We start from the raw sequence: 22,080 nt of genomic DNA on the forward strand, positions 1-22,080 counted from the left end.
CATCCTCGCAGGGGGCGTGGGCGAGCGAATGGCCGCGAGTTTCAATGGTCCGTCAGCTCGTCCAGAGCTGTGGCCAGAGCAACCATCCACGCGTCATGGGCCGAGGTGAGCTGCGAGGACGAGTCCGTCCATTGTTCGCTCGGGTGCCTCCACACGGGCCTCGTGACGATCTCCTCGGGTTCCCAGTCGTAGCGGGGCCAGACGTGAGCGTGGAGGAAGGCGTCGGCATTCCCGAGGATCTCGAGGTTGACGCGTCGAAACCGAGGATCCCGGGCCGCGCAGACCCGCTCGACCGCTTCTCCCAGCAGGTCCATGCTTGACAGGAATCTGGCGCGCTCCGGGCGGGGAAGGTCGGTGAGCCGGTCGACGCCGGGCGCATCAGTGATCAGCACGCTGTAGCCGGGGAGGAACTGCACGTCGCCGATCACCGCGAAGCCCCCCGGCATCCGTCTCATCACCGTGGGGTTCTCGCCTCGTAAAGCGCTGCCGACTCTGTCCGATCGCCACTGATCCATAGGCATGACGCTATCGGCTTCCCTCGTGCGCTCGCGGCGCTGATGGAGTCTGCAGTGCACGCCCTACTCTGGGGCCATGGATTGCTGGCAGCTCAGGACCCTCGATCAACTGCGTCGGGCCCTCCCCTCCAGCACCATCGAGCTGTACGGATCGGCGACAACCCCCGAGCTGCTCGACGGCTGGAGTGACCTCGACGTCGTCGTGCACGCGGCAGCGCCCTTCGATGTCGCTCGAGTCCTCGGAGGAACCGTCTGGTCATTCCAGGACTCATCGGACGAGGACGGCGTCCAGACAGTTCGCGTGGTCATGACCGATGGCCGCCGCGTCGACCTCAGCGTCCCCGGCGGCGGCGCATGCCTCCCTGCGCCGACGACGGACAACTCTCCACGTTTCGATTCGGCGCTGGCCGCCTCCAGATTCGGTCGAGGTGCCGACCTGATCGGGCTGCATCTCGTGCTGGGTGTGCTCCGTGATGCGCTGGTGCAATCGATGCTTCGAGCCGACCACCTGACGGGAACGAGTCCTCACCGCTCCTCCACCGCACTCGACACATGCGCAGGTTCGTCTCTCGAGCTGCTCCGGGCGCCACTTGGGCCGGGCACAGCGCTCGCGGTATACCGGCACTACAGCGACGTGCGCGCCGAGGTCGACCCGACGTTCGTCGCCGACCTCTCCGGGCTCTCACAGGTCCTGGCCCACGGATCCGACGATTCCTCCGGCGAGGCTCCCACTCATTCGGCGTGACCAGTCGGAGTTCTCACCGTGTCCATCTGCGCCACCGGGACCGGTGACGTGGGGGTCGGCCTGCGCGGTGCCCGGATCCGCGCCAGCGCCGCCAGGATCGCCGCGAGGGCGATCACGACATGGAGCACGGTGGTGCCGGCCAGGAGCAGCACCAGAACACCGGTCAGGCCCAGCAGCACCGCCTGCGCCGCGCGCCGGGCGGATGTCGTCGGCCGCGGGAGCCGGAGTCGCTCACTGCCGCCGAGAGCCCAGCCGACGGCGGCCGTCAGCAGGAAGGCGAGCGCGAGCCAGACCGGTCGCGTGAGCCACCATCCGAGGCTCGACGGCTCGGGAAGCACCAGGGCACCGTTCATCGCGAGGAACGCGGAGATGGCCGCCAACGTGAGCAGCGCCGTCAGGTTCCACAGGTAGATCGTCATGGTCCGCGCGGTGACGAACGCGGTGAACGCTGCGACGCGGGGCCTGATGCTGAGCTGCGTGATCCGGTCGCGCAGCAGGGAGAGGACCGCGGTCTGTGCCGCGCCCACGAGCAGCAGCGCTGTGGTGGGCGGGTTGAGGTTCGCGATCAGATCCGGCGAGAACACCCCGGCCGTGACCGTGCCGGCGAGCAGCATGCCCGCTGCGAGACCGCCCAGTGCGCGGGTGCGCCGGGAGAGGGCGTCGATGCGGCCCTCGGCGAGGAAGAAGCCCGCCTGCTGCAGCGCGAGCCAGACGAAGGCGATGTTCAGGTAGCCGATGGCGTCGATGCCGGTGACGGCTCGGAGCGCATCGACGAGCACCGCCGAGGTGACCAGGCCGATCAGGGTGGCCCGCGGTGCCTTCTCATGCGCGACCAGGAGTGCGGGCAGCAGGGCCTGGCTGGCGAGGAAGACGCCGAGGAACCAGAGCGGCTCGCCGTAGCGGATACCGGTCTGCTGCACCAGATCGGGCGGGACGCCGATGCTCAGGAGGAACGCGAGCGCGATGCCCGCCGTGGCGATCGTCAGCACAGCGGGTACGAGGAGCCGGTGCACCCTGCCGACCACGAAGTCGACGGCGGTGCCGCCCTTCTCGCGCGTCCGGCGGTAGGCGAGCATCCCGGCGAACCCCCCGATCACGAAGAAGATCGGCATGACCTGCAGGAGCCACGTGAGCGGCGGGTACCAGGCGGCGCCGACGGTGGCGTACTCGAGGACGGGTCCCGACCTGTCGACGGTGACGCCGACCTGGAGGCCGTGCAGAGCGATGACGGCGACGACGCACAGCGCCCGCACCAGATCGATGCCCGTGTCCCGGGCAACGGGACGAGCCGGAACGGGGCGCTCCGCGGCGGCATGGACCGTCGCGGGGCGGGCAAACGGGGTAGGGCGCGTCGGCGCCTGGGCGATGGCCATGGGTCTCCTCCTGGGGTGATGACCCAGAGGTTATGGACGCGGCCGGACCCAGAACATCGCGCTGAGGTGCCGTCGTCGGCCCCTACCGCGGAGTGAGATCAGGAGGCGGGCTCGACCAGACCGGCGTCGTACGCGAAGATCACGGCCTGCACGCGGTCCCGGGCTCCGCTCTTCGTCAGGACCCTGCCGATGTGCGTCTTGACCGTGTGCTCGGAGAGGAAGAGCGATGCGGCGATCTCGCTGTTCGAGAGCCCCTGCCCCAGCAGCAGGAGCACCTCGCGCTCCCGCGCGGTCAGTGCGGCCAGGACGGCGGCGGCGCGGGGCGGTCGCGGCCGGTTCGCCGCGAACTGCGCGATCATCCTGCGGGTGATGCCCGGAGACAGGAGCGCGTCGCCGGCTGCCACCACCCGCACCGCATGGACGAGCTCCTCGGGAGAGGCGTCTTTGAGCAGGAAGCCGCTGGCTCCCGCCTGCAGCGCGTCGTAGACGTAGTCATCGATGTCGAAGGTGGTCAGCATGAGGACCTTCGGCAGCTCGCCGACGGGATTGTCCGGCCCCAGAAGTCGCCTCGTCGCCTCGATCCCGTCCATCTCCGGCATCCGCACATCCATGAGGATCACGTCCGGTACCAGGCGGGACGCGAGGGCGAGGGTCTCCCTGCCGCCGGCGGCCTCCCCCACCACACGAATGCCCTCATGCGCGTCCAGCAGTGCGGCGAAGCCGGCGCGGACCATCGCCGCGTCATCAGCGATCAGCACCGAGATGGTCACTGCTGCCATCCCGCGGCTCCACCCCACGGCAGCACCGCGGTGACGGTCCACCCGCCTGCGGGATCCGGGCCGACGACCAGGCTGCCTCCCTGCAGAGCGACACGCTCCTGCATGCCCTGGAGCCCGTGCCCGCCTCCTGAGGATGCGGGCGCGGGCGCCTCGCCAGGAACATCGTTGTGCACCTGGATCGTCACGGACCTGTCCGCGATGCCCACGATCAGCATGATCTCGGTACCGGGGGCATGGCGCACGGCGTTGCTGAGGGCCTCCTGCGTGAGTCGGAACGCTGCGATCTCCAGGCTGGGCGGCAGGTCGACGGGCGGCTGCGTGAAGGAGAACTCCACCTCGACGCCGGCCCGACGGATGCCCTCGACCAGGTCCGGGATCTCGGCAATGCCCTGCTGCGGTGCGAGCTGGGGAGAGTGGTCGTCGGTGCGCAGCACACCGAGCAGGCGGCGCATCTCGGTCAGCGACCCCCGTGCCGTCGCCGCGATGTCGTCGAATTCGGCCAGCGCGACCGGAGGCAGCTCAGGGATCCGGAACCGCGCTGTGGAGGCCTGCACCTGGATCAGGGACGTGCTGTGCGCGACGACGTCGTGGAGCTCCCGGGCGATGCGGGTGCGCTCCTCGACCAGGACGCGGCGCGCCTGCTCCGAAGCGGTGAGCTCGCGCTCCCGGGTGAGCTCCTCCCCCACGCGGATCCGCCCGGCGAGCAGCATGGCGACGAGCAGAGCGGCACCGGTGATCGACGCCGTCACGATGAGATCCGGCCCTGCCGCCCCTGCAGGCACGACGCGGATGAGCATCGGGGTCACCAGCGAGCCGAGCATGCTCACCGCCCAGCCCACCAGCCCCAGCCGCCAGCCGTGCACCGTGGTGATCACCAGCACGAACACCGTGAACGCGATCATCGCGGGCACCGACCATGGCCACGGCCACGGCCCGGCGGAGACTGAATCCGTCGTCGCCAGCAGCGGGAGCGCGAAGGCTGCGAGGCAGAAGACGACGATCGCGACGCGCGGTCGCGTGAGCGCCACCAGCGGCGCGACGCAGAGGCCGGCCCCCACGGGGATGGCGACCGGGACCGGTGCGCCGTACAGGGAGGCGTGGATCGGCACCAGCACGGAGAAGAGCGCGATGGTCACGATCACCAGGGCGATGAGTGACGCCGTGCGGGGATCCGAGGCGCGCTGGACTCGCATGCCGGCCGTCGTGCGAGCCGGGCTCCCTGAGTGGGGTCTGGCTCCTCGCAGGTCCTCGCCGCGCTCAAGGGTGTCGTCGTTGTTGTGGGCCACGCGTCGACGCTAGACATCGGACAGTCATCTCCACATCGCCCTTAGGTATTGACTGCTCCCCCTACCAGGGAGTGCCTCTGCCGGGAACGATCTTGCCCGGGAACGGCACCGATCCCGCTGTTCTCGTGAGTTCGCATCGCGCGCTTCGGCCCCACGCCCACCGCGACGGGCAACGAGACCTGCCTGTACCCCTTGCTTCGCCACCTGGTTTCCACGTTGAATCGGTGGTGCACCATCCACACGACTGAATGGAGGCAACATGACTGACTTCGACGCGGACCCGGGGTACGAGCCTGACGGTGGGTACGACCCGGACAGCGGATACGACCCCGACAGCGGATACGACCCCGACGGTGGGTACGACCCCGACAGCGGATACGACCCCGACAGCGGATACGACCCGGACGGCGGGTACGACCCCGACGGCGGCTCCGGTCCCGACGGTGGGTACGACCCCGACGGCGGGTACAACCCGGACTCGGGCCTCGTCTGAGTTCCTCCTCGGTAGCGCGGCGTCTGCGGGGTGCAGGCGCCGCGCACCGGAGGTCAGGCTGAGGCCATCGTCTCCCGGATGACGGCGCGGTCATCGTGGGGCACACGACGGGTCCCCATCAGCTGCTCCGTCTCATCGCCTTTTCCCGCCACGAGAACGATGTCTCCCGGCCGGGCCATGGCGAGGGCGGCGATGATGGCGTCCTTGCGTCGCGGGATCTCGAGGCAGTCCGGGCATCCGGCGCGCACCTCGTCCCGGATGCGCTGCGGAGGTTCCCGGCGAGGATTGTCATCGGTCAGGACGACGACGTCCGCGAGACTCGCAGCGACGGCGCCCATCTCCTTCCGCTTCGGGCGGTCCCTCTCTCCCCCTGCCCCGAACACCACCAGCAGTTTGCCCCTCGTACGCGAGCGGAGGGCGCGAAGTGCGGTCTGGAGCGCTCCGGGGTTGTGCGCCGTGTCCACCATGGCCGTGATGCCGTCACGTTCGGCGATGACCTCGAGGCGGCCCGGGGGCGGGGTGACCTGGGAGAGGGCCCGAGCGACAGAGGCCGGGGCTCCGCCTGCGCCGATGACGGCGGCCGCGGCGAGCAGCAGGTTCGTCACCGCGATGGAGTGCACGGTCGGCAGCGTGACGTCGAACGAGTCGGATCCGATCACGAGCTGCCCCGAGAGCTGTCCATCGGATTCCTGCGGATCGTCGAGGGAGAGGTCCCCGCCGTCGCCGACAGTGACGAGTCGTGCTCCCCGCCGGGCGACGGCGGCCTCCACGAGGTCGCCCCGGGCGCAGTCCGTGGCCAGTACGGCCACGCCGTCGGGTCGCAGATGCTGCTCGAACAGGGACAGTTTGGCTCCCCAGTAGGCTTCGATGCTGCCGTGGACGTCCAGGTGGTCACGCCCGAGGCCCGTGCACACCGCGGTGTCGACCTGTACGTGCTCGAACAGGCCATCGGCCAGGATGCCGACGAAGGCTTCCAGGGATATGGCCTGCGCTCCGGCCAGAGCCTGGTACCCGATCATGTCGGGCAGATAGTCCGGCGACCGTCGCGGGCGGGCCGTGTGCAGGACGCCATCGACGTCCGTGATGCCGGTCGAGTCATAGCCCGCGGCGGTCCAGCCGATCGCTTTCATGAGCTGCACCGTGGCCGTCGCGACGCTGGTCTTGCCGTTCGTCCCCGTCACGGCCGAGACGAGCGGACGGCCGACGGGCGGGCTGACGGGCTGGATCATTCGACTCCCCACGGTGGGCGGCCATCCACTGGCTGCACGTCTGCCCATCTCATCACATGCACCGCTTCCGGAAACGGACGATCTCGGCGTCGCTGCGTCGGAGCTCGCCGGGGTCCCGGTCAGTCCTGCGGGGGATGCTCCGCGAGGCAGAAGAGATTGCCTCCCGGGTCGGCGAGCGTCGTCCACTGGACGTGCGGGTACTCGTCCAGGACGTGCCACTGGATGACCGCACCCAGCGAGACCGCCCGAGCGACGTCCGATTCCCGCTGGCCCCACGGGACCGTCAGATCCAGATGGCTCGACTGCCGATCCGGCCGCGGCCCGTTGAAGGGCTGGATGAACAGGGCGAAGCCCCGCTCTCCCGAGGGAGCGATGTACACGCTCTCGCCCCCGGGATGAGGGGTCCCGCCCGTCAGCTCGGACCAGAACTTCGCGAGCGACTGCGGGTTCTCGGCCTCGACGTTGTATGCCCCGAGAGTCATGCTGGAAGGTGTCATTCCTGCACAGTAGACCTCGCCCGGGTGAGTCCGTGGTCGTCGATCGCGATCATGGGGCGCCATCCGGGTACGTGCCGTCTCCCAGATCCGGGTCCGGCAGCACGCCGAAGGGGTCCCGCAGAGCGACGGCGCGCCCGTCCAGCCGTAGACGGCGCAGCCCTTCGAGAGTCATGCGGCGGCCGAGATCCGAGAAGGAATGCACCCGGGTGACGTCGAGGACCACGTCAGCTGCGCTGTCCGAGTCCGCCATCAGGTCCAGGAGCTCGGATGCTGCGGTGAGCTGGACGTTCCCCTGCAGTGCGAAGGTGATCGTGCCCTCCGCCTCGCTCGCCGCGACCGCATCGAGCCGGCCCTGATCGGAGGAGAACAGATGCATCCCCATGTCCCGCGAGAGCCGCTCGAACGCGAGACGACCTCGATGACTGTTGCCATGGGAATCCAGACGCGGGGAGAACGTCCCGATGCCCACCCGATCAGGCAGCACCCCGACCATGCCCCCGGCGACGCCGCTCTTGGCCGGGATACCCACCCGGACCAACCAATCCCCCGCCGCGTCGTACATCCCCGCTGCAGCCATCACCGCCATGACCTGCTGAGCGACCGACGGTTCCATCACCCGTTCACCGGTGATCGGCTGGATGCCCCCGGTCGCGAGCGTCGCCGCCATCACCGACAGGTCCCGGACGGTGACCAGGATCGAGCACTGCCGGGTGTAGCCCTCGACCACGGAGGGCACGTCCCCCTCGAGGATGCCGTAGGTGCGCAGCATGTAGGCGATCGCCAGGTTGCGATGTGCGGACCCCAGCTCCGAGGCACACACCCGCTCATCGACCCTCAGGTCCCGGCCTGCGAGGCGGGAGAAGAAGCTGAGGACCCGATCGACACGATCGTCCTGACCGGCCTCCGGGCCGACCAGCAGCGAGTGCGAGGTGATGGCCCCCGCGTTGATCATCGGGTTCTTGGGCCGGCAGGATCCCTCCTCCAGGGAGAGCTCGTTGAAGGCCTCACCGGAAGGCTCCACCCCGACTGCCCCCAGTACGGTGTCGAGGCCGCGATCGATGATCGCCGCCGCATACGCGAACGGCTTCGAGATCGACTGGATGGAGAACTCCGCCTCCGCGTCACCGGCCACGTACGTGCGCCCCAGCGTCGTGGTCAGAGCTATCCCCAGGCGCTCCGGATCCGCGTCGGCGAGCTCGGGGATGTAATCGGCGTTGGCACCGCTGGTGTCCGCGCGCAGGCTGTCGAGCACTTCGTCCAGATAATCCGGGATGGGAGATCTCATGGGCCGGTCCTTTCCGTGCAGGGTGGGATGTCGAGGTGTGCGGGCTCGTCAGGGCCGAGCCTGGGAGGCCTGGCGCACGGCCTGAATGTGCACGGGGCGCACGGGGTCCAGTGCGTCGTCGAAGTCGTGGTGGGTGGAGAGCCACTTCTTCACGTAAGGGCACATGGCCACGATCCGGAATCCGGACCGCACTGACTCCTCCAGGGCGGAGCTCGTGAGCGTGGCGGCGAGTCCGCGGCCCCCGAACTCCTCGCGGACCTCGGTGTGGAAGAAGACCCGCTGACGCGTGGGGCCCTCGCTGATCTCGGCGTACAGGGAGGATCCGGCGTGCTCCTCCTCGACGAAGACGTCGAAACTGCCCTCTTCGGGAGCGTTGCGGACGGAGACGTTCTGGGGGCGCTGATCGGTCATCGGAGCGGTCCTCTCGGTTGTGTGCGGGGGTGGATCTCGGTGAGGGGAAGCGTGGGTGCGGGAAGGGCGGCGCCTGAGCCCGCGGGATACGGACCGAAGCGCGGCGGCGCGGGCTCCGGAGCGGGCTCGACGCCGATCTCGCGCTGCCACTCGCTGCGGTACTGGACGATCTCGGCATGGTTGCGGCCGACGAAGTTCCACCACATGACGATCTCCTCCTCGAAGGGCGGACCGCCGATGACGATGACCCGGGCCGGACTCCCGTGCCCGGCCTGCAGCCGCACGCTCCTGCATCCTGGCGGCAGGTGGAGCAGCGCCCCCGGCGGCAGCTCCGCGTCGAGGTCGCCGTCGGCGCCGGAGGACCCGCGCACCGAGACCCCGACGCGGCCGGAGTCCAGAAGGATCCCGTGCTCGTACTGCGGGTCCAGTTCGAGATCGACGAAGGCAGCTGCCTCCACCAGCACCTCGGCGGCGCAGGCCGGCGTCCTGGTGTCCACCGGGGAGGAGGCGCCCGCCATGTCGCCGAGGTAGGTCAGGACGCTGCCCCCGGGCACCTCCACCGGCTGGGCCGCGTGATGCTGCGCCTGTGCAGGACCGTCGCGCAGCGCATCCGGCAGGGCGTACCAGAGCTGGACGCCGTGCAGGGTCGTCGTCTCCGCCGTGGAGAACTCCGAGTGCGAGACCCCGTGCCCGGCGATCATCAGATTCACCTCGCCGGGCTTGATGGTGTTCCCGAACCCGGTCGAGTCGAGGTGCTCGACGTTCCCGGAGAAGAGCAGGGTCACGGTCGCCAGGCCGGTGTGGGGGTGGCGCGGCATCACCATGCCGCCGGTGGCGGCGACGTCGTCGGGGCCGAAGTGGTCGAGGAAGCACCAGGGCCCGATGAGCGATCGTCGGCGCTGGGGCAGGGTCCTGCGCACGGTCATGTCCCGAACACCGCCCAGCGGGACGTCCCGGGGCGTCAGTATCTCGAGCCCGTTGTCGGAGGGCTCGGCGTCGCCGCCTCGATCAGATGATTCTGTGTCTGTGGTCGGCATTGCTGCTCCGTTCGGTCGAAGCCGCCCTCAGGAGGGGGCGGGCACCGGGTGGTGGGAGACGATGGAGATCCGGTTGAAGGCGTTCATGAGGATCGCCGCCCATTCCAGGGCGGCGAAGGCGTCGTCGCCGAGCACGTCGCGCGAGAGCAGGAGATCCCGGTCGCGGACGGCCGGATCCGGGAGCTCGGTGATGGTCTCCCCGATGGTGAGGGCGGCGCGCTCGACGGCATCGAACGCCGTCGAATCCCTCCAGGCCGGGAGCTGGGCGAGCTTCCCCTCGGAGTTGCCCGCTCTGACCGCTCGACGATGGTGGACGTGCAGGCAGTAGGCGCACCCGTTGAGCTGGGAGATCCTGAGATGCATCACCTCCACCACGGATCGGGGGATCCCCAGATCGCTGGTCGCGTCGGCCACGGCCTCGGCGGCGGAACCGAGTCCGCGCATCGCCTCCGGTGACGTCTTGTCGAGGAATGGCAGGGAGCTCCCCGTGTCGGCGGCCCGGGGCCTGGGGGCGATGCTCTTCGACTCGGTCATGCGATGTCTCCTCTCGAGCGGGGCGAACGCTGGGCGGACGGGATCGAGGCCGGTGGGGCGGAGGATCGGACGGGGAACGAGTGGTCAGCTGCGGTGTTCGAGTCCCAGATGGCTTCGCGTCGCCGTGGCGGCCTCGCCCAGCGAGGCGAGCTGTTCGGGGGTCAGGGCGTCCACGAAGACGTCCTTGATGGCCCGCAGGTGCGGGAGGGTGCTGGCGCGGAAGGCACGCGCTCCCGGGTCGGTGAGGACGACGTTCTGGCCGCGGGCATCCTCCGGGCAGGGCTCGCGTCGCACCAGACCGCGCTTCTCCATCCGACCGAGCTGGCCGGAGACACGACTGCGCTCCCATTCGAGGTGCGTGGCGAGCTCCGAGGACCTCAAGGTCCTGCCCTCCGCCTCGCTCAGCGCCAGGAGGATCCGGTAGTCCCCGCTCGAGAGCTGCGAGTCCTGCTGCAGCCGGGCCTCGATCCGGGAACGCACGATCTCGAAGGTCTCGATGTGCGCGCGCCAGATCGCGAGCTCCTCCTGCGTCGGGACCTGTCGATTCGCACCGCTCGGCAACTCTCCTCCTTGATGGTTGATGCATGAACCATATGGGGGCGATGATTCATACGTCAACCACACGGCCGGGCTGATGCTCCACGAGACCGCGACCGGGCCTCAGGTGACGTGCGGCAGCACGATCGCCGAAGGGTGGTCACGGTCATGCAGGATCTCCTGATCTGCCTTTCGCGTGACGGTCGCGGTGCCATTCGGCTCCCCGGTACCGAGGTTCCTGGTGAATCGCGGGTGTGCACCGCTGGATACCTGCAGCCTGACCCGGTGGCCGCGGGCGAAGCGGTAAGCAGTGCCCGCCAGGCTGATCCGGAGCCGACGAACCCCGTCGGTGCCGGGTTCAGGAGCACCGGGGTACAGGCGCAGGAGCCCATCACAGATGTTGGTGGAGCGACCGTGGGGAGCGACGTCGCACAGCCGTGCGAAGAAGTCGGTGTGCTCCAGGCTGGAACGGATGAAGAGATCCGCTTCGACCCAGCCCATGATGGTCAGGTCGCGGCCCAGCGTCTCGGTGGTGAAGGTGAGGACGTCGGAGCGGCCCTCGAGCGCACGGTTGTCCTTTCGTCCGGACCGCCAGGGAAGATCCGGGAAGGCGCCGCCCACGCTGGGGGTCGGATCCGTCGGGTCGTAGAGGTAGCGGGAGCGCCCGGGGACCGCAGAGTCGTCGCGGGCGGTGGTGAGGTGACCGCCGGGACGAAGGTGCCAGCGGGTGGGCAGGGCCTCCGGTGGTGGCCAGTCAGCCAGGTCGACCCAGTGGCCGGCGCCCAGGACGTACGCCCTCACCGGCGATTCGGGGAGTGCGGCGCGGGACCCTCGGCCATGGACCGCCAACCAGTGGAACTGCTCCCGGGACGCCGGTTTGTTGTGCCCCGAGGAGTGGCCGCCCGGGCCGATCAGCAGGCGGACCGGCCTGCCGGCCCGCCGGAGTGCCCCATAGTCGGACAGGGTGGTGCTGATGAAGAAGTCGTACCAGCCCGTGGAGAGATGCGTGGCGGGGAGGTTCTGCGCGCCGCCCCCGAAGTCGACCTCCTCGGCGTAGTCGTCCTGCCCGTCGCTGGCCACCCACCGCTGGTAGTAGTCCACCTGTGCACCCAGGGCGATCCGGTCGGACTCGGCCATCGGCAGGTGGGCCTCGGCCCTCCTCAGAGGTCCCGGGCGAAGCAGAGCACGCAGCGTTTCCGCGGCCGACGCGCGCTCCTTCGTCGTCGGAACGATCGCATAGATCCAGTACAGGGCGTTGCCGAGGGAGAAGACCCCGTGGGGGTGGGTCCAGCCGGCCGCCCAGTCCGAGGGAGCGACGCCGATGACGGCCGCTCTCCACTCCGGGATGCGGGAGCGGGCCAGCGCCCATTGCACATACCCCACGTAGCTCTGACCGTAGGTGGCGAAGGCGCCGGGGAACCAGGACTGGCGCCGCAGCCATTCGACGGTGGCCAGTCCGTCGTCCGCCTCGCTGACACCTGGCTCGAGGTCTCCCCCCGAGTCGAACGTTCCGCGAGTGCTCTGCACCAGCACCTGGTATCCCCGCTCGGCGATCGCCCGGGCGATCGTGCCCCATCCCTGGACGGCCCGACCTCGCCCGTACGGGGTTCGGATGAGGACGAGCAGCGCCGCGGGGTCCCCTCGCGGCCAGTAGCGGTCGGCAATCAGGTCCACCCCGTCATGCATCGGAACGCGCAGGCCCTGGTCGACGGCGACGTCCGGGGTCGTGATCGGCGGGAGTCCCATGATCACTGCCAGCTGCCGAGTTGCTCGGCTCATCAGGCAGGCTTCCCAGAACCATCCGCTGTGGTGTCGACGGCCCTGGCGGCGTCGGGAGACCTCTGCTGCTCCCACTCGTCGAGAAGCTTGGGGAACTCTCGCGCCATGAAGGCGTACATGTCCCGCATCAGCTCCAGACGTGCCCGCGCCACGGGATCCTGGCCCACCACGCTGAGGCCCTGCTCCGCCAGTTCGGTGAAGGCATCGAACTCGGTCATCTTCGCGCGGAAGGCGCGCCCGAAGACGTCATCGGCCAGCCGATAGTGGTCCCGTCGGCCACGCGTGGGCCGGTAGCGCTCCACGAGCCCGCTCTGCTCGAGCTGCCGCAGGGCCACGCTCAGGCTGCTCTTGGCCACCCCCAGCCGCTCGCGAAGACCCGGGGCGTCAGCGGCTTGGTCCGTGTCCGCCAGCAAGCATCCGATGATCCTGCCGGCGGTGCGGCTCAGACCCAGTCGCTCGTAGTACAGCCCTGCGTTCTCGATGAACTCGTCGATGGTCGCCATGCGGTCACCCTAGTTGTTCGGATCGTTCCGAACAACTAGAATCTTGACATGACGCGTTCTCGCCCCCTGACCATCGCCATCACCGGCGCCAACTCCGGGATCGGCCTGCGAGCAGCCGAGCAGCTCGCATCCGCCGGCCACAGAGTTCTCGCGCTGTGCAGGAATCCAGCCCGGGGCCGTGCTGCCCTGGAGACGATCAATGCGCACGCCCGGCATCCCGCCACCCTGGTCGTCGCCGACCTGTCGGACCCGGGGTCGATCGACGCGGCAGCCGGTCGCATCTCCCAGGAGTTCGGGCACCTCGACGTGCTGATCAACAACGCCGCCATCTTCGAGCAGACCCTGCGCCGCCCCACCTGCACCGCGGCCGGCCACGAGCTGTTCTGGGCGACCAATCACCTGGGCCCCTTCCACCTCACTGCCCGGCTCAGCCCGCTGCTCTGCGCCGCGGCCCGGCCCCGGCTGATCAATGTCGCGAGCAAGGGCCTCCTCACGATGCCCCGCATCAGGATCCGTTTCGACCAGCTCGACGATCCCGCGTGGTACAGCCCGACCAGGGCGTACTACCACGCGAAGCTGGCCCAGATCATGGTCTCCCACTCACTCGCCCTGCGCACCGCGGGCGCGCTGGATGTGGCCTGCATCCGCGTGCCCGCCGTGCAGCTCGATGCCGATCGGGTCGCGGCAATGCCCGGGTGGCTGCGTGCCCCGTACCGGGTCAAAAGACGGCTCTCCGCATCCACAGATCGCCTGGGTGACACCTACGCGCGCCTGGCCCTTCGCCCCGAGACCTGGCAGGCGCACGCCGATCCCTCCGCGCGAGGCAGAGCCGCCCTGCGCGGGATCTACGTGGAGGAGAATCTGCGTCCGGTCACGGCGCCGGCGTTCGCCTACGACGCCGACGCACTCGACCGGCTGTGGGCCGTGTCGCAGGACGCCTCCGGAGATCTGCCCTGGGCCTGGTGACCCCACCCTGTCGACCCGTCATTCTGTCCGGAAGCCGGTTGCGACGGGTCGCCACGGTGCCGGCGCCGACGTCCTCACCGGCCTGGACGAGCTCCCTGCGTCGGTTCCGACATCGATCGAAGTGGTCGCCGCGTGCCTCGAGGACCCGGACCACGCCCGCGCCGATCACGCAGACCGCGGGGCTGAGGCAACGGCGCGCGGGTCAGGGCTGTGACGCGATCATCCGGTCACGACGCATTCTCGGCCGTTGAACTCATGGCTCTGGGCGACTCGGTCGTTCGCCGAGTGGACGCCCACCTGGCGGGTCACCGCTGTGCGGCCATCGACGTGAGCAGGGTGAGCCGGTCCGTGCTCTCCGGATGCGCATCCGCGGGATGGAAGACGACGAGCAGTTGGTCGCCGGCCTCGTCGACGCCGAGCTTGGAGAGGTTCAATTCCATCGGACCGACCTGTGGGTGATCCACACGAACAGTCCCGCCCCGGGCCGGTTGCACATCGTGCCGGGCCCAGGCCCGGCGGAACTCATCGCTTGCCACCGACAGCTCTCCGACCAGTTCCACGACCCGCGGATCCCCGAGATCGAATCCGACGCGTTTGCGGAACATCGCGACCATGTCAGGCCGTTCGAAGCGTATTCGCCCGTCGGCTTCGAGGAACACGGCGCGCAGCAGGTTCTCGCCGAGGCTGAACTGCGGAGACAGGGCCACTGCCAGCGGATTGCTCGCCAGCACGTCCATGTATCGACCGGTGACGAACGCCGGCTGGTTGATCGAGCGGACGAGGTCCAAGATCCGGGGGGCGACTCTCTCGCGGCGCCGAGGTGTGCGGCGCGCACGCGGCTTCACGGCGCCCAGCTCGAGGACGTACTCGATGGCAGACCGGTCGAGCTGCAGCACCCGAGCAAGGGCTTCGAGCACCTGAGCCGAAGGATTCCGGTTTCGCCCCTGCTCCAGGCGCAGGTAGTAGTCGGAACTGATACCGGCGAGCATGGCCACCTCTTCGCGTCGCAGCCCTTGCACCCGACGGCGTCTGGCTTCGGGCAAACCGACAGTCGTCGGGGATACCAGCTCGCGCCGAGCGCGTAGGTAATCGCCGAGCCTGTTCTCGCGGCTCCCGTCGGTCTCGTTCGCCATTGCCGTCCAGAGTAGTTCCTGTGACGTGGCGTTGGCTGGTCCTGCCACTCCCAGGGTCGAGGTGGCCTTCCCCGCCGGCGGGAGGTCCCCGCACAGTTGCCGGAGAGCGCGTCACCGTCTCGCATGAGCGCTCGTCCACCTCGCACCACAACAGGCAAGGGAGGGGCACCGTGCCCACGAATCGCATCGCTCTCATCACCGGAGCCAACCAAGGCATGGGCAAGCAGGTCGCGAAGGAACTGGTCGCCGACGGCGTGACCGTGTTCGTCGGGTCCCGCGACCTCGCTCGCGGCGAGAAGGCGGCCACAGAGATCGGCGAGGGCGCCATCGCGCTCCAGCTCGACGTGACCACGACCGCGTCGATCGCCTCGGCCACCGAACGGATCCGCGACGAGGCCGGCCGACTCGACCTGCTCGTCAACAACGCCGCCATCTCCTCCACTCGTACTGACATCCATGACCTGGCCGAACTCCTCGCGATGTCGAAAGCGAGCACCGCTCCCCTCGACGAGGTGCGGGCTGTGTGGGAGGTGAACGTCTTCGGCGCGCTGGCGATGTACCAGGCCACGCTTCCGCTGCTTCGCAGATCAGCGGACGCGCGCATCGTCAATGTGACCAGCGCACTCGGCTCGCTGACGACCATCGCAGACCCGGATTTCGCGAATCACTCCGCGTTCGAACCTGTCTACGCCGCATCGAAGACGGCGCTCAACGCCGTCACACTGGGGATGATGATCGAGCTGGAGCACAGCAGCATCAAGGTCAACCTCGTCTCGCCAGGATTCGCGAACACTGCCCTCGTCAACTTCGAGGGAACAGAATCGGTCGAGGACGCGTCTCGCGAGGTGGTGCGCGTCGCCCGCCTCGGGCCCGACGCACCTTCCGGGACCTTCACCCTCTGGGAAGGCATGGATCTTCCCTGGTGATGAGGCCGCCGAGAGCGCGAGGGAGTGCAGGTCACGACCTCGTGCATCGAGAAACCCATGGACGACGCCTGGAAGTCGCCGGGGAGGATGCGCCGAGCGATCTCGCGCCCTGGCATGCCTGCGCATACAGGATCTTTCGCGTTGCTGCCAGCACTTCTCTCCACCCGGATGCAGGCCCCCTCGTGAAGGGCTCGCCGTCAGACCTCCAACAGGTGCACGATCTCGGCACGGTGCCGGACGATCCAGGCGGCGCTGCGCGAGCGCCAGGCAAGCCGCCACTCGGCCGACTCATCGGCCGTCACCTGGCTCGCCGTGATGTCGAGGCGCGTGGCCTCGTACGCCGTGTCGCGGATCGCGTAGTCGCTCATGGCGTGCACGACGGCCGGCCACAGATCGCGAGGCAACCCGTAACCGCTGAGGAGAGCTTCCAACAGCGCGACCTTCTCTCGGAGGCCCGTGAGCGGAGCGACCGCATCGACGTCGGGATCGTGGAAACGGATGTTCAACCAGCAGCTGGCCGCGATCTCGTCGAGCCGCACGATCGGCCCCGCGAATTCCCAGTCGATCAGGGACACGGATCGTTCCGAGGTGGTGAGGACGTTCCATGGTCCTGTGTCGCCGTGGCCGACCACGATCTCCGAGAGGAAGCCTCCCCCACCGAACGTGCCTGTGGAGGTGGTGGCCCGGAACTCGAACGGTTGCCATGCATCGGCGCCCAGCGCGTCGAAGCTCGCGCTGGCGTCGTGGAGGGAGCGCAGCAGGCGGCCGAGCGACTCGACCTGGTCGTGGTTCAGGACCACATCGACCGCTGTGGTCCCCTCCACGAAGCTGACCTCGTCCACGTCGGGTGATCGGGCGTGCACTGGAACCGGTAGGTCCTCGAGCCCTGAGTCCGCGAGATGAGCGAGCAGTCGATGGATCGTCGGCGACCATTCTCGCCGCTCACGCGACACGCTCTTCGACGTCACGGAGACGTATTCGTCTGCCACAGAAGTTCCATTCGGCTGGGGTGGGGGCGTCTCTCGACGGTTCGGCGACAACGTACGTTCAGTGATGGCTGAGCAGCAAGACGTTTTTGCGCGATGCGCGGTCATCCAGGTGCGCGTCCTCCGCAAGAATGCGCGCGTCCAGTGGACGACACCGGCGACCTGAAGGGCGCCCTTCTCTGCCTCGCGATGCAATGCCTGACTCCTGACTGTCCTGGCATCGATACGGCTGCGCTCACGGTCTGTACCCGCGAACGAACAGAGCCACACCGTCGGCGACCCAGCCTGCGCGCTCCTGGGGGGTGATCGTGGAGGCTGGTGCGCCTGGTGTGGCTGAGACGAGCCGTGAGAAATGGACGACTGCACGGTCGGCATCGGCGATGTTCAGGAATCCGCGCTCGGCCCAGCCCGCGAAGATGCCGGCCAGCTCGTCGAGGACGAGACCGGGACCGGCTTGCCACCACGTGGCGATGACGTCGGACCCGAGGTGCGCCGCCTCGGCCTGAACCTGAGCGACCAGTGCCCGGTGCACTGCCGAGTTCGGCATGCCGACCAGTCTTTCGCCGGCATCGTTGAGCCAATCGGTCGCGAATGCCCGCAACGCCGGCTCGATCCCTTCCGCCGTCATCACGGCCGACAGATGCCGTTCGACCAGGGCGGTCTCGGCCTCGGCGACCTGTGCCGCGGAGTTGACGATGACAGCGGCGAACAGCGCCGACTTGTCGGCGAAGTGTTTGTAGATCGTCCGCGTCGAGACTCCTGAGGCGGTGGCGATGGCGTCGATGCTCGCCCGTGCGTAACCGTCGCGGGCGAAGACCTCGCGCCCACCGGCCATGATCGCCGCCTGCTTCTCCGGCCGCAGGCGGCTCGGGGACTGCTCGGGGGCGGCTGCTTCGTGACTCACGACGACTCCATCTCTCAACCGGGCTTGTGCCGACGACTCTACCATGTAAAGTGCACGTTGTACTTTACGTCTACATCGGAGGGCAACATGACTCGCATCGCCATCATCACTGGCAGCACCCGCACGTACCGACGCGGCAAAGCCGTGGCCGACTGGGCGCTGGAGACCGCCCGGCAGATCGCCCCCGAGGGCGTGGAGGTCGAGCTGGTCGACCTGGCCGACTTCGATCTGCCCGTGCTCGACGAACCTGCGTCGGGCGCCTGGGGCATCTACGCCCACGAGCACACCAAGCGCTGGTCAGAGGCGATCGCCTCCTACGACGGCTACGTGTTCGTCACCCCCGAGTACAACCACGGGGTGCCAGGTCCGCTGAAGAACGCCATCGACTTCCTGTACAGCGAGTGGAACCACAAGGCGGCCGGATTCGTCAGTTACGGCGTCAACGGCGGCGTGCGCGCCGTTGAGCAGCTCCGCCAGATCGCAGCCGAACTCAAGCTCGCCGATGTCTCCGCTCAGGTTGCACTCAACACCTTCACCGACTTCGACTACCACGGCATCGACATCACCGAACCGACCGTGACCGGCCGCTTCGCCCCGGCCGAACGCCACGCCGGGGACCTGGCGAATCTGCTGGAAGAAGTTGCCCTCTGGAGCCGTGCACTTGCGCCAGTGCGTGCCCAGACGGCCGATACCTGAAGCCACCGCAGGCGGACGGCTGCCCCCATGCACCCGACAACAGACGATCCTCACCTCGGCGACGTCGGAACGTCGAGCGAACCGATGCCACCTGCCCTCGGCACCCTGCTGGTCATCCTGGCCGGGTTCCTGGCGTTGCCGATGTCCATGTCCGGTGCCAGCGTGGCAATCCCGCGTATCGGCGCGGACCTGGACACCGGAGGCGCCGCCGCCCAGTGGGTTGTGACCGGCTACTTCCTGACCGCTTCGGCACTCATGCTCGTCGCCGGTTCGCTGGCCGACGCCCTCGGACGTCGCCGCATCTACCGCCTCGGCGCGCTCGTCTACGCCATCGGGAGCCTCGCCGCCGCCGTCGCACCGAGCATCGGCCTGCTCCTGGCCGCCCGGGTGCTCACCGGTCTGGGCGCAGCCGGCGTGATGGCCTCCGGCGGGGCGATCCTGGCCGCGACCTTCACCGGGGTCGCGCGGACCCGCGCGTTCGCGGCCATGGGCGCCACCGCAGGTTTCGGTCTGGCACTAGGCCCATCGGCGTCAGGGTGGGTCGTGGACTCCCTGGGGTGGCGGATGGGGTTCGGCGTCTTCGCGCTCGCCGGGCTCGTGCTGATGGTCGGCACGTTGATCCTCCGCGAGACCCGGGCTGCGGCCCGTTCGCGCATCGACGTCACCGGTGCCGCCGTGCTGGCCGTAGGCCTGGCCGGCCTCATGCTCGCCGTCTCCCAAGCACCGGCACGCGGGTGGGCGGACCCGCTCGTGATCGTTGCGCTTGCCGTCGGGATCGTCGGACTCATCGTGCTGATTCCGATCGAACGACACGCTCCGAACCCGGTGCTGGACCTAGCGCTCCTGCGGAATCGCAGGTTCATGGGTTGGATGCTGGCCGCGACCACCATGGCCTTCGGCTACGGCGGCGTGCTGGCATTCCTGCCCAGCTACCTGCAGTCCCCCGTAGGCAACCGCCCGAGCACCACCGGGCTGATCATGCTGCTGCCGACCGTGCCCATGGCGCTCCTGCCACCCCTCGCCGCGAGACTCGTCAACCGCGGCGCCAGCCCCGCCGCCCTCATCACCGGCGCGCTGCTGTTGCTCTCCGGGGGCAACGTGTGGCTCAGCGTGCTCCACCCCGACGTCGATATCGCAACGCTGGCCGGGCCGCTGCTGACCGTCGGCGCAGGCGTGGGCCTCGCCGCGGGCATCATCGACGCCGAGGCCATGAATCAGATCGACACCGACCACGCGGGTATGGCCGCCGGGATGCTCAACACCGTCCGCGGAGGTGCCAACGCCCTCGTCCTCGCCCTCTTCGGTGCCGCCCTCATCGCGCTGCTCACCACGACGCTCGGCTCCCCGGAACTGGCCGGACGCGTGGCTACCGGCAACATCCCCACGACCGACGCCGAGATCCTCGCCCGACACCTCACCGGCGCCTGGCGCACCACGCTGATCGGGCTCGCGGGTTTGTGCGCGGTCGCAGGCGTCGTCGCCGGATCACTGGTGCGAACCGTCGACCACCATGAACACACCGCCTCCACGTAGCGAGGGACATCATGAGCTCATGCGTCGCGACCTCTTGAGGCGCCGTGGCGGCAGCGCGAGGAGCACAAGAGCGAGTACAGCCCGGCTCTCTTGGGCTTGCCCGTGCCGCTACCGTGATGCCACGCACGCAAGAGCGCCTGCGATGGGCGGTCGGGCCAGTAGTGGCCCAGACGACTACTACGGCAGCACCTTGCGCACGAGAGTCTTGCTCCGCAATGCGACCCAGATGGTGGCCAATCCGAGAGCGAACGGCGGGATCACGAGCGCTCCTCTCACGCCGGTGTAGGCGACCAACTGTCCGGCCAGGCCGTTGCCAGCTGCCCCCGATACGAGCCCGACAGCCACGAGGAATGAGTAGCTGCGCGCAATGGTGGCTAGGTCGGCGACGTCGTCGAGCAGCGTGGACTTCAGGATCGACCCTGGAGCTCCGGTCAATCCCGCGCCGAACATGACATGCACGAGCAGCCACGGCTGCTCTGACGCTAAGTAGACGAGTACAGCGGCTACCGTGACCGCTGCCTGGACCACGGGCAACTGCTCACCGCGGCGCCCGGGCCAGGGGCGCGAACCGAACACCAGGGCACCGAGCACCTCACCCAGCGCCAGAGCAGCAAAGGCGAAACCGGCGAGAACCGCGACACCCGCGCCAGTCATGACGCCAGGGATGGCAACCGCGGTGATCCCCACAGCAAGACCATCCAGCCCGGCGGCGACGAAGATCGTCGTCAGCCCCGGTGAGGAGGCCAAACGTGTGCCGTAGCGGCTCTCTGGCCGAAGGACGTTCTGCGATTCCCGGCCGTCGCTGACGAGTGCGAAGACGATCGTCGCAGAGAGGATCATCAGAGCCGCGATGCCCACGGCGACCACGGGTCCGTGGACGATCAGCGAGAACGAGACCAGGACGGGGCCGATCGTGACGGCGCCCTGGAACAATGCCGACAGGAGTGCGTAGGACGTGCCTCTGAGGGCTTCGTCGCTCAGGGCGAAGCTGAGCCACGCTCGTACTGCTGTCGTGATGGCCGGTACCGAGACGCCGGCTGTCCCCGCCATGACGGCCACGATCCACACTGGGCCGTCGAGGGCGCCGGTCACTCCGAATCCGAGCAATGACGCCGTGCAGATTCCGCCCGCCGCGACCACGATGGGTCGGGAGCCGAAACGGTCCATCAGGGGACCTTGAACGCTCAGTCCGATCGCGTTTCCCAGGCCGAACAAGGCGCTGATCGACCCCGCTGCGCTCAGCGCGCCTGTCCATTGCTGGACGCAGAGCACGATCGTGAGGGACAGCATGCCCAGCGGTACTGCGCTGAGGAAGACGGCGACCAGCCGAGGTCGAGCTCGACGGGTCAGCAGGACAGGTGAATAGGCTCCGAGCACGGCATGCCTCCAGAGAGGATGCCCACCCACCCGGGAGCCGTACTCCCTTGACTGACGAGGCGCCGGCCGGCGCTCGCGATCGACTCCAGCGTATGCCGGAGCCTCGCCGTTGTCAGCAGTTGAGCTCCACATCGAGCCCAGTGGCGCTGCTGCAGTGGCTGTTCTCGATGCTGCGTCCGACCGTCGACGGTGAGAACCGGCTCCGTTCACGAGACCCTGCATCTCGGGCGTGGCGCGGCGGAGGACCGCAGCGGAGCGAGGACCGAGCCCACAGCACCCGGGCGTCGCAGCCGCCGTCTTGCAGGAGTAGGGGAAGTTCTCACGTAATCGGTGGGCGCGGGCCAAGAGCAATACGCGGAGCCCTTGACTCTGCGCGTGCGCGTGTCTGGATACGGTGGTGCCAGAGCACGCAGGAGCGCCTGCATTGGGCGGCCTCATGGTTATCCAGGAGGCCTTCATGCCCGCATCCCCCGCAACGCGCCGCAACCCCTCGCTCAGGGGTGGGCTTACCCTCCTGTTGTTGACGCCTGAGATGGCGGGTCGTGCTGGCCTGCGG

Annotated in this window: 23 protein-coding genes; 6 read left to right on the forward strand and 17 right to left on the reverse strand. The window is 68.8% G+C overall.

The window, feature by feature from the left end:
- Positions 1–41 precede the first annotated feature (41 nt).
- Complete coding sequence (locus tag INT51_RS01955; RefSeq protein ID WP_226831815.1) at positions 42–455, reverse strand: HIT family protein; 414 nt, start codon at positions 453–455, stop codon at positions 42–44.
- A gap of 136 nt (positions 456–591) precedes the next feature.
- On the opposite strand from INT51_RS01955, the gene INT51_RS01960 reads away from it, so the two are divergent.
- Positions 592–1,260: a hypothetical protein gene (locus INT51_RS01960; RefSeq protein WP_193103498.1), complete on the forward strand. Its 669-nt coding sequence runs from the start codon at positions 592–594 to the stop codon at positions 1,258–1,260.
- Here INT51_RS01960 and INT51_RS01965 read toward each other — a convergent pair.
- The 3 genes from INT51_RS01965 to INT51_RS22615 form a co-directional block, all read right to left on the reverse strand.
- Entirely contained in the window at positions 1,248–2,633 is a 1,386-nt protein-coding gene (locus INT51_RS01965) for an acyltransferase (protein ID WP_193103499.1), read from the reverse strand. The genes INT51_RS01960 and INT51_RS01965 overlap by 13 nt on opposite strands.
- Before the next feature lie 98 nt (positions 2,634–2,731).
- The gene (locus tag INT51_RS01970; RefSeq protein ID WP_193103546.1) at positions 2,732–3,403 is read right to left on the reverse strand and encodes a response regulator transcription factor; all 672 of its coding nucleotides are present in this window, start codon (positions 3,401–3,403) and stop codon (positions 2,732–2,734) included.
- A complete protein-coding gene (locus tag INT51_RS22615) occupies positions 3,400–4,698 on the reverse strand; it encodes a sensor histidine kinase (protein WP_193103500.1) in 1,299 nt (432 codons plus the stop codon). Before INT51_RS22615 ends, INT51_RS01970 begins: the two co-directional genes overlap by 4 nt.
- A 259-nt stretch (positions 4,699–4,957) precedes the next feature.
- Between INT51_RS22615 and INT51_RS01980 the strand changes: the two genes are divergently transcribed.
- Positions 4,958–5,191 (forward strand): hypothetical protein, encoded by a 234-nt coding sequence (locus INT51_RS01980; RefSeq protein WP_193103501.1) that lies wholly within the window; start codon positions 4,958–4,960, stop codon positions 5,189–5,191.
- A 53-nt stretch (positions 5,192–5,244) separates the two neighbouring features.
- Here the strand turns inward: INT51_RS01980 and INT51_RS01985 are convergent, their stop codons facing one another.
- From INT51_RS01985 to INT51_RS02025, 9 genes are all read right to left on the reverse strand, one after another.
- Complete coding sequence (locus INT51_RS01985) at positions 5,245–6,420, reverse strand: Mur ligase family protein (RefSeq protein WP_193103502.1); 1,176 nt, start codon at positions 6,418–6,420, stop codon at positions 5,245–5,247.
- A 119-nt stretch (positions 6,421–6,539) separates the two neighbouring features.
- A complete protein-coding gene (locus INT51_RS01990) occupies positions 6,540–6,917 on the reverse strand; it encodes a VOC family protein (RefSeq protein ID WP_193103503.1) in 378 nt (125 codons plus the stop codon).
- Between the two features lie 49 nt (positions 6,918–6,966).
- A complete protein-coding gene (locus tag INT51_RS01995; RefSeq protein WP_193103504.1) occupies positions 6,967–8,202 on the reverse strand; it encodes a glutaminase in 1,236 nt (411 codons plus the stop codon).
- 48 nt (positions 8,203–8,250) lie between these two features.
- Positions 8,251–8,613 (reverse strand): GNAT family N-acetyltransferase, encoded by a 363-nt coding sequence (locus INT51_RS02000; protein ID WP_193103505.1) that lies wholly within the window; start codon positions 8,611–8,613, stop codon positions 8,251–8,253.
- Entirely contained in the window at positions 8,610–9,650 is a 1,041-nt protein-coding gene (locus tag INT51_RS02005) for a pirin family protein (protein ID WP_193103506.1), read from the reverse strand. Before INT51_RS02005 ends, INT51_RS02000 begins: the two co-directional genes overlap by 4 nt.
- 27 nt (positions 9,651–9,677) lie before the next feature.
- Positions 9,678–10,184 (reverse strand): carboxymuconolactone decarboxylase family protein, encoded by a 507-nt coding sequence (locus INT51_RS02010; protein WP_226831817.1) that lies wholly within the window; start codon positions 10,182–10,184, stop codon positions 9,678–9,680.
- An 84-nt stretch (positions 10,185–10,268) separates the two neighbouring features.
- On the reverse strand, positions 10,269–10,745 hold the full coding sequence (locus tag INT51_RS02015; protein WP_193103507.1) for a MarR family winged helix-turn-helix transcriptional regulator: 477 nt from the start codon (positions 10,743–10,745) through the stop codon (positions 10,269–10,271).
- A 99-nt stretch (positions 10,746–10,844) separates the two neighbouring features.
- The gene (locus INT51_RS02020; protein ID WP_193103508.1) at positions 10,845–12,500 is read right to left on the reverse strand and encodes a CocE/NonD family hydrolase; all 1,656 of its coding nucleotides are present in this window, start codon (positions 12,498–12,500) and stop codon (positions 10,845–10,847) included.
- Positions 12,500–13,003, reverse strand: a complete 504-nt coding sequence (locus INT51_RS02025; protein WP_193103509.1) for a GbsR/MarR family transcriptional regulator — start codon at positions 13,001–13,003, stop codon at positions 12,500–12,502. Before INT51_RS02025 ends, INT51_RS02020 begins: the two co-directional genes overlap by 1 nt.
- A gap of 48 nt (positions 13,004–13,051) precedes the next feature.
- Between INT51_RS02025 and INT51_RS02030 the strand changes: the two genes are divergently transcribed.
- Entirely contained in the window at positions 13,052–13,969 is a 918-nt protein-coding gene (locus INT51_RS02030) for an SDR family NAD(P)-dependent oxidoreductase (protein ID WP_193103510.1), read from the forward strand.
- 305 nt (positions 13,970–14,274) lie between these two features.
- Here the strand turns inward: INT51_RS02030 and INT51_RS02035 are convergent, their stop codons facing one another.
- Positions 14,275–15,102, reverse strand: coding sequence for a helix-turn-helix transcriptional regulator (locus tag INT51_RS02035; protein WP_193103511.1), 828 nt, complete (start codon positions 15,100–15,102; stop codon positions 14,275–14,277).
- Between the two features lie 170 nt (positions 15,103–15,272).
- Between INT51_RS02035 and INT51_RS02040 the strand changes: the two genes are divergently transcribed.
- Positions 15,273–16,028, forward strand: coding sequence for an SDR family NAD(P)-dependent oxidoreductase (locus INT51_RS02040; RefSeq protein WP_193103512.1), 756 nt, complete (start codon positions 15,273–15,275; stop codon positions 16,026–16,028).
- Positions 16,029–16,225: 197 nt separating this feature from the next.
- On the opposite strand, the gene INT51_RS02045 is transcribed toward INT51_RS02040, so the two are convergent.
- Positions 16,226–16,891, reverse strand: coding sequence for a phosphotransferase (locus INT51_RS02045; protein ID WP_193103513.1), 666 nt, complete (start codon positions 16,889–16,891; stop codon positions 16,226–16,228).
- 358 nt (positions 16,892–17,249) lie between these two features.
- On the reverse strand, positions 17,250–17,918 hold the full coding sequence (locus INT51_RS02050; RefSeq protein WP_304502046.1) for a TetR/AcrR family transcriptional regulator: 669 nt from the start codon (positions 17,916–17,918) through the stop codon (positions 17,250–17,252).
- A gap of 87 nt (positions 17,919–18,005) precedes the next feature.
- On the opposite strand from INT51_RS02050, the gene INT51_RS02055 reads away from it, so the two are divergent.
- On the forward strand, positions 18,006–18,614 hold the full coding sequence (locus INT51_RS02055) for an NADPH-dependent FMN reductase (protein ID WP_193103515.1): 609 nt from the start codon (positions 18,006–18,008) through the stop codon (positions 18,612–18,614).
- Positions 18,615–18,698: 84 nt separating this feature from the next.
- Positions 18,699–20,147, forward strand: coding sequence for an MFS transporter (locus tag INT51_RS02060; RefSeq protein ID WP_193103516.1), 1,449 nt, complete (start codon positions 18,699–18,701; stop codon positions 20,145–20,147).
- Between the two features lie 177 nt (positions 20,148–20,324).
- Here INT51_RS02060 and INT51_RS02065 read toward each other — a convergent pair whose 3' ends face one another.
- On the reverse strand, positions 20,325–21,524 hold the full coding sequence (locus INT51_RS02065; RefSeq protein WP_193103517.1) for an MFS transporter: 1,200 nt from the start codon (positions 21,522–21,524) through the stop codon (positions 20,325–20,327).
- Positions 21,525–22,080 lie beyond the last annotated feature (556 nt).

It is taken from the genome of Brachybacterium sp. FME24, from assembly GCF_014897705.1.
Lineage (GTDB): Bacteria > Actinomycetota > Actinomycetes > Actinomycetales > Dermabacteraceae > Brachybacterium.

Excerpts from the sequence above, each read along its gene's own strand:
- INT51_RS01955 (WP_226831815.1), bottom strand. The coding sequence starts at position 455 with ATGAGACGGATGCCGGGGGGCTTCGCGGTGATCGGCGACGTGCAGTTC.
- INT51_RS02035 (WP_193103511.1), bottom strand. The coding sequence starts at position 15,102 with ATGGCGAACGAGACCGACGGGAGCCGCGAGAACAGGCTCGGCGATTAC.
- INT51_RS02000 (WP_193103505.1), bottom strand. The coding sequence starts at position 8,613 with ATGACCGATCAGCGCCCCCAGAACGTCTCCGTCCGCAACGCTCCCGAA.
- INT51_RS02005 (WP_193103506.1), bottom strand. The coding sequence starts at position 9,650 with ATGCCGACCACAGACACAGAATCATCTGATCGAGGCGGCGACGCCGAG.
- INT51_RS01995 (WP_193103504.1), bottom strand. The coding sequence starts at position 8,202 with ATGAGATCTCCCATCCCGGATTATCTGGACGAAGTGCTCGACAGCCTG.
- INT51_RS01965 (WP_193103499.1), bottom strand. The coding sequence starts at position 2,633 with ATGGCCATCGCCCAGGCGCCGACGCGCCCTACCCCGTTTGCCCGCCCC.
- INT51_RS02025 (WP_193103509.1), bottom strand. The coding sequence starts at position 13,003 with ATGGCGACCATCGACGAGTTCATCGAGAACGCAGGGCTGTACTACGAG.
- INT51_RS01985 (WP_193103502.1), bottom strand. The coding sequence starts at position 6,420 with ATGATCCAGCCCGTCAGCCCGCCCGTCGGCCGTCCGCTCGTCTCGGCC.
- INT51_RS01980 (WP_193103501.1), top strand. The coding sequence starts at position 4,958 with ATGACTGACTTCGACGCGGACCCGGGGTACGAGCCTGACGGTGGGTAC.
- INT51_RS02030 (WP_193103510.1), top strand. The coding sequence starts at position 13,052 with ATGACGCGTTCTCGCCCCCTGACCATCGCCATCACCGGCGCCAACTCC.
- INT51_RS01990 (WP_193103503.1), bottom strand. The coding sequence starts at position 6,917 with ATGACACCTTCCAGCATGACTCTCGGGGCATACAACGTCGAGGCCGAG.
- INT51_RS01960 (WP_193103498.1), top strand. The coding sequence starts at position 592 with ATGGATTGCTGGCAGCTCAGGACCCTCGATCAACTGCGTCGGGCCCTC.
- INT51_RS02010 (WP_226831817.1), bottom strand. The coding sequence starts at position 10,184 with ATGACCGAGTCGAAGAGCATCGCCCCCAGGCCCCGGGCCGCCGACACG.
- INT51_RS02020 (WP_193103508.1), bottom strand. The coding sequence starts at position 12,500 with ATGAGCCGAGCAACTCGGCAGCTGGCAGTGATCATGGGACTCCCGCCG.
- INT51_RS02055 (WP_193103515.1), top strand. The coding sequence starts at position 18,006 with ATGACTCGCATCGCCATCATCACTGGCAGCACCCGCACGTACCGACGC.
- INT51_RS02060 (WP_193103516.1), top strand. The coding sequence starts at position 18,699 with ATGCCACCTGCCCTCGGCACCCTGCTGGTCATCCTGGCCGGGTTCCTG.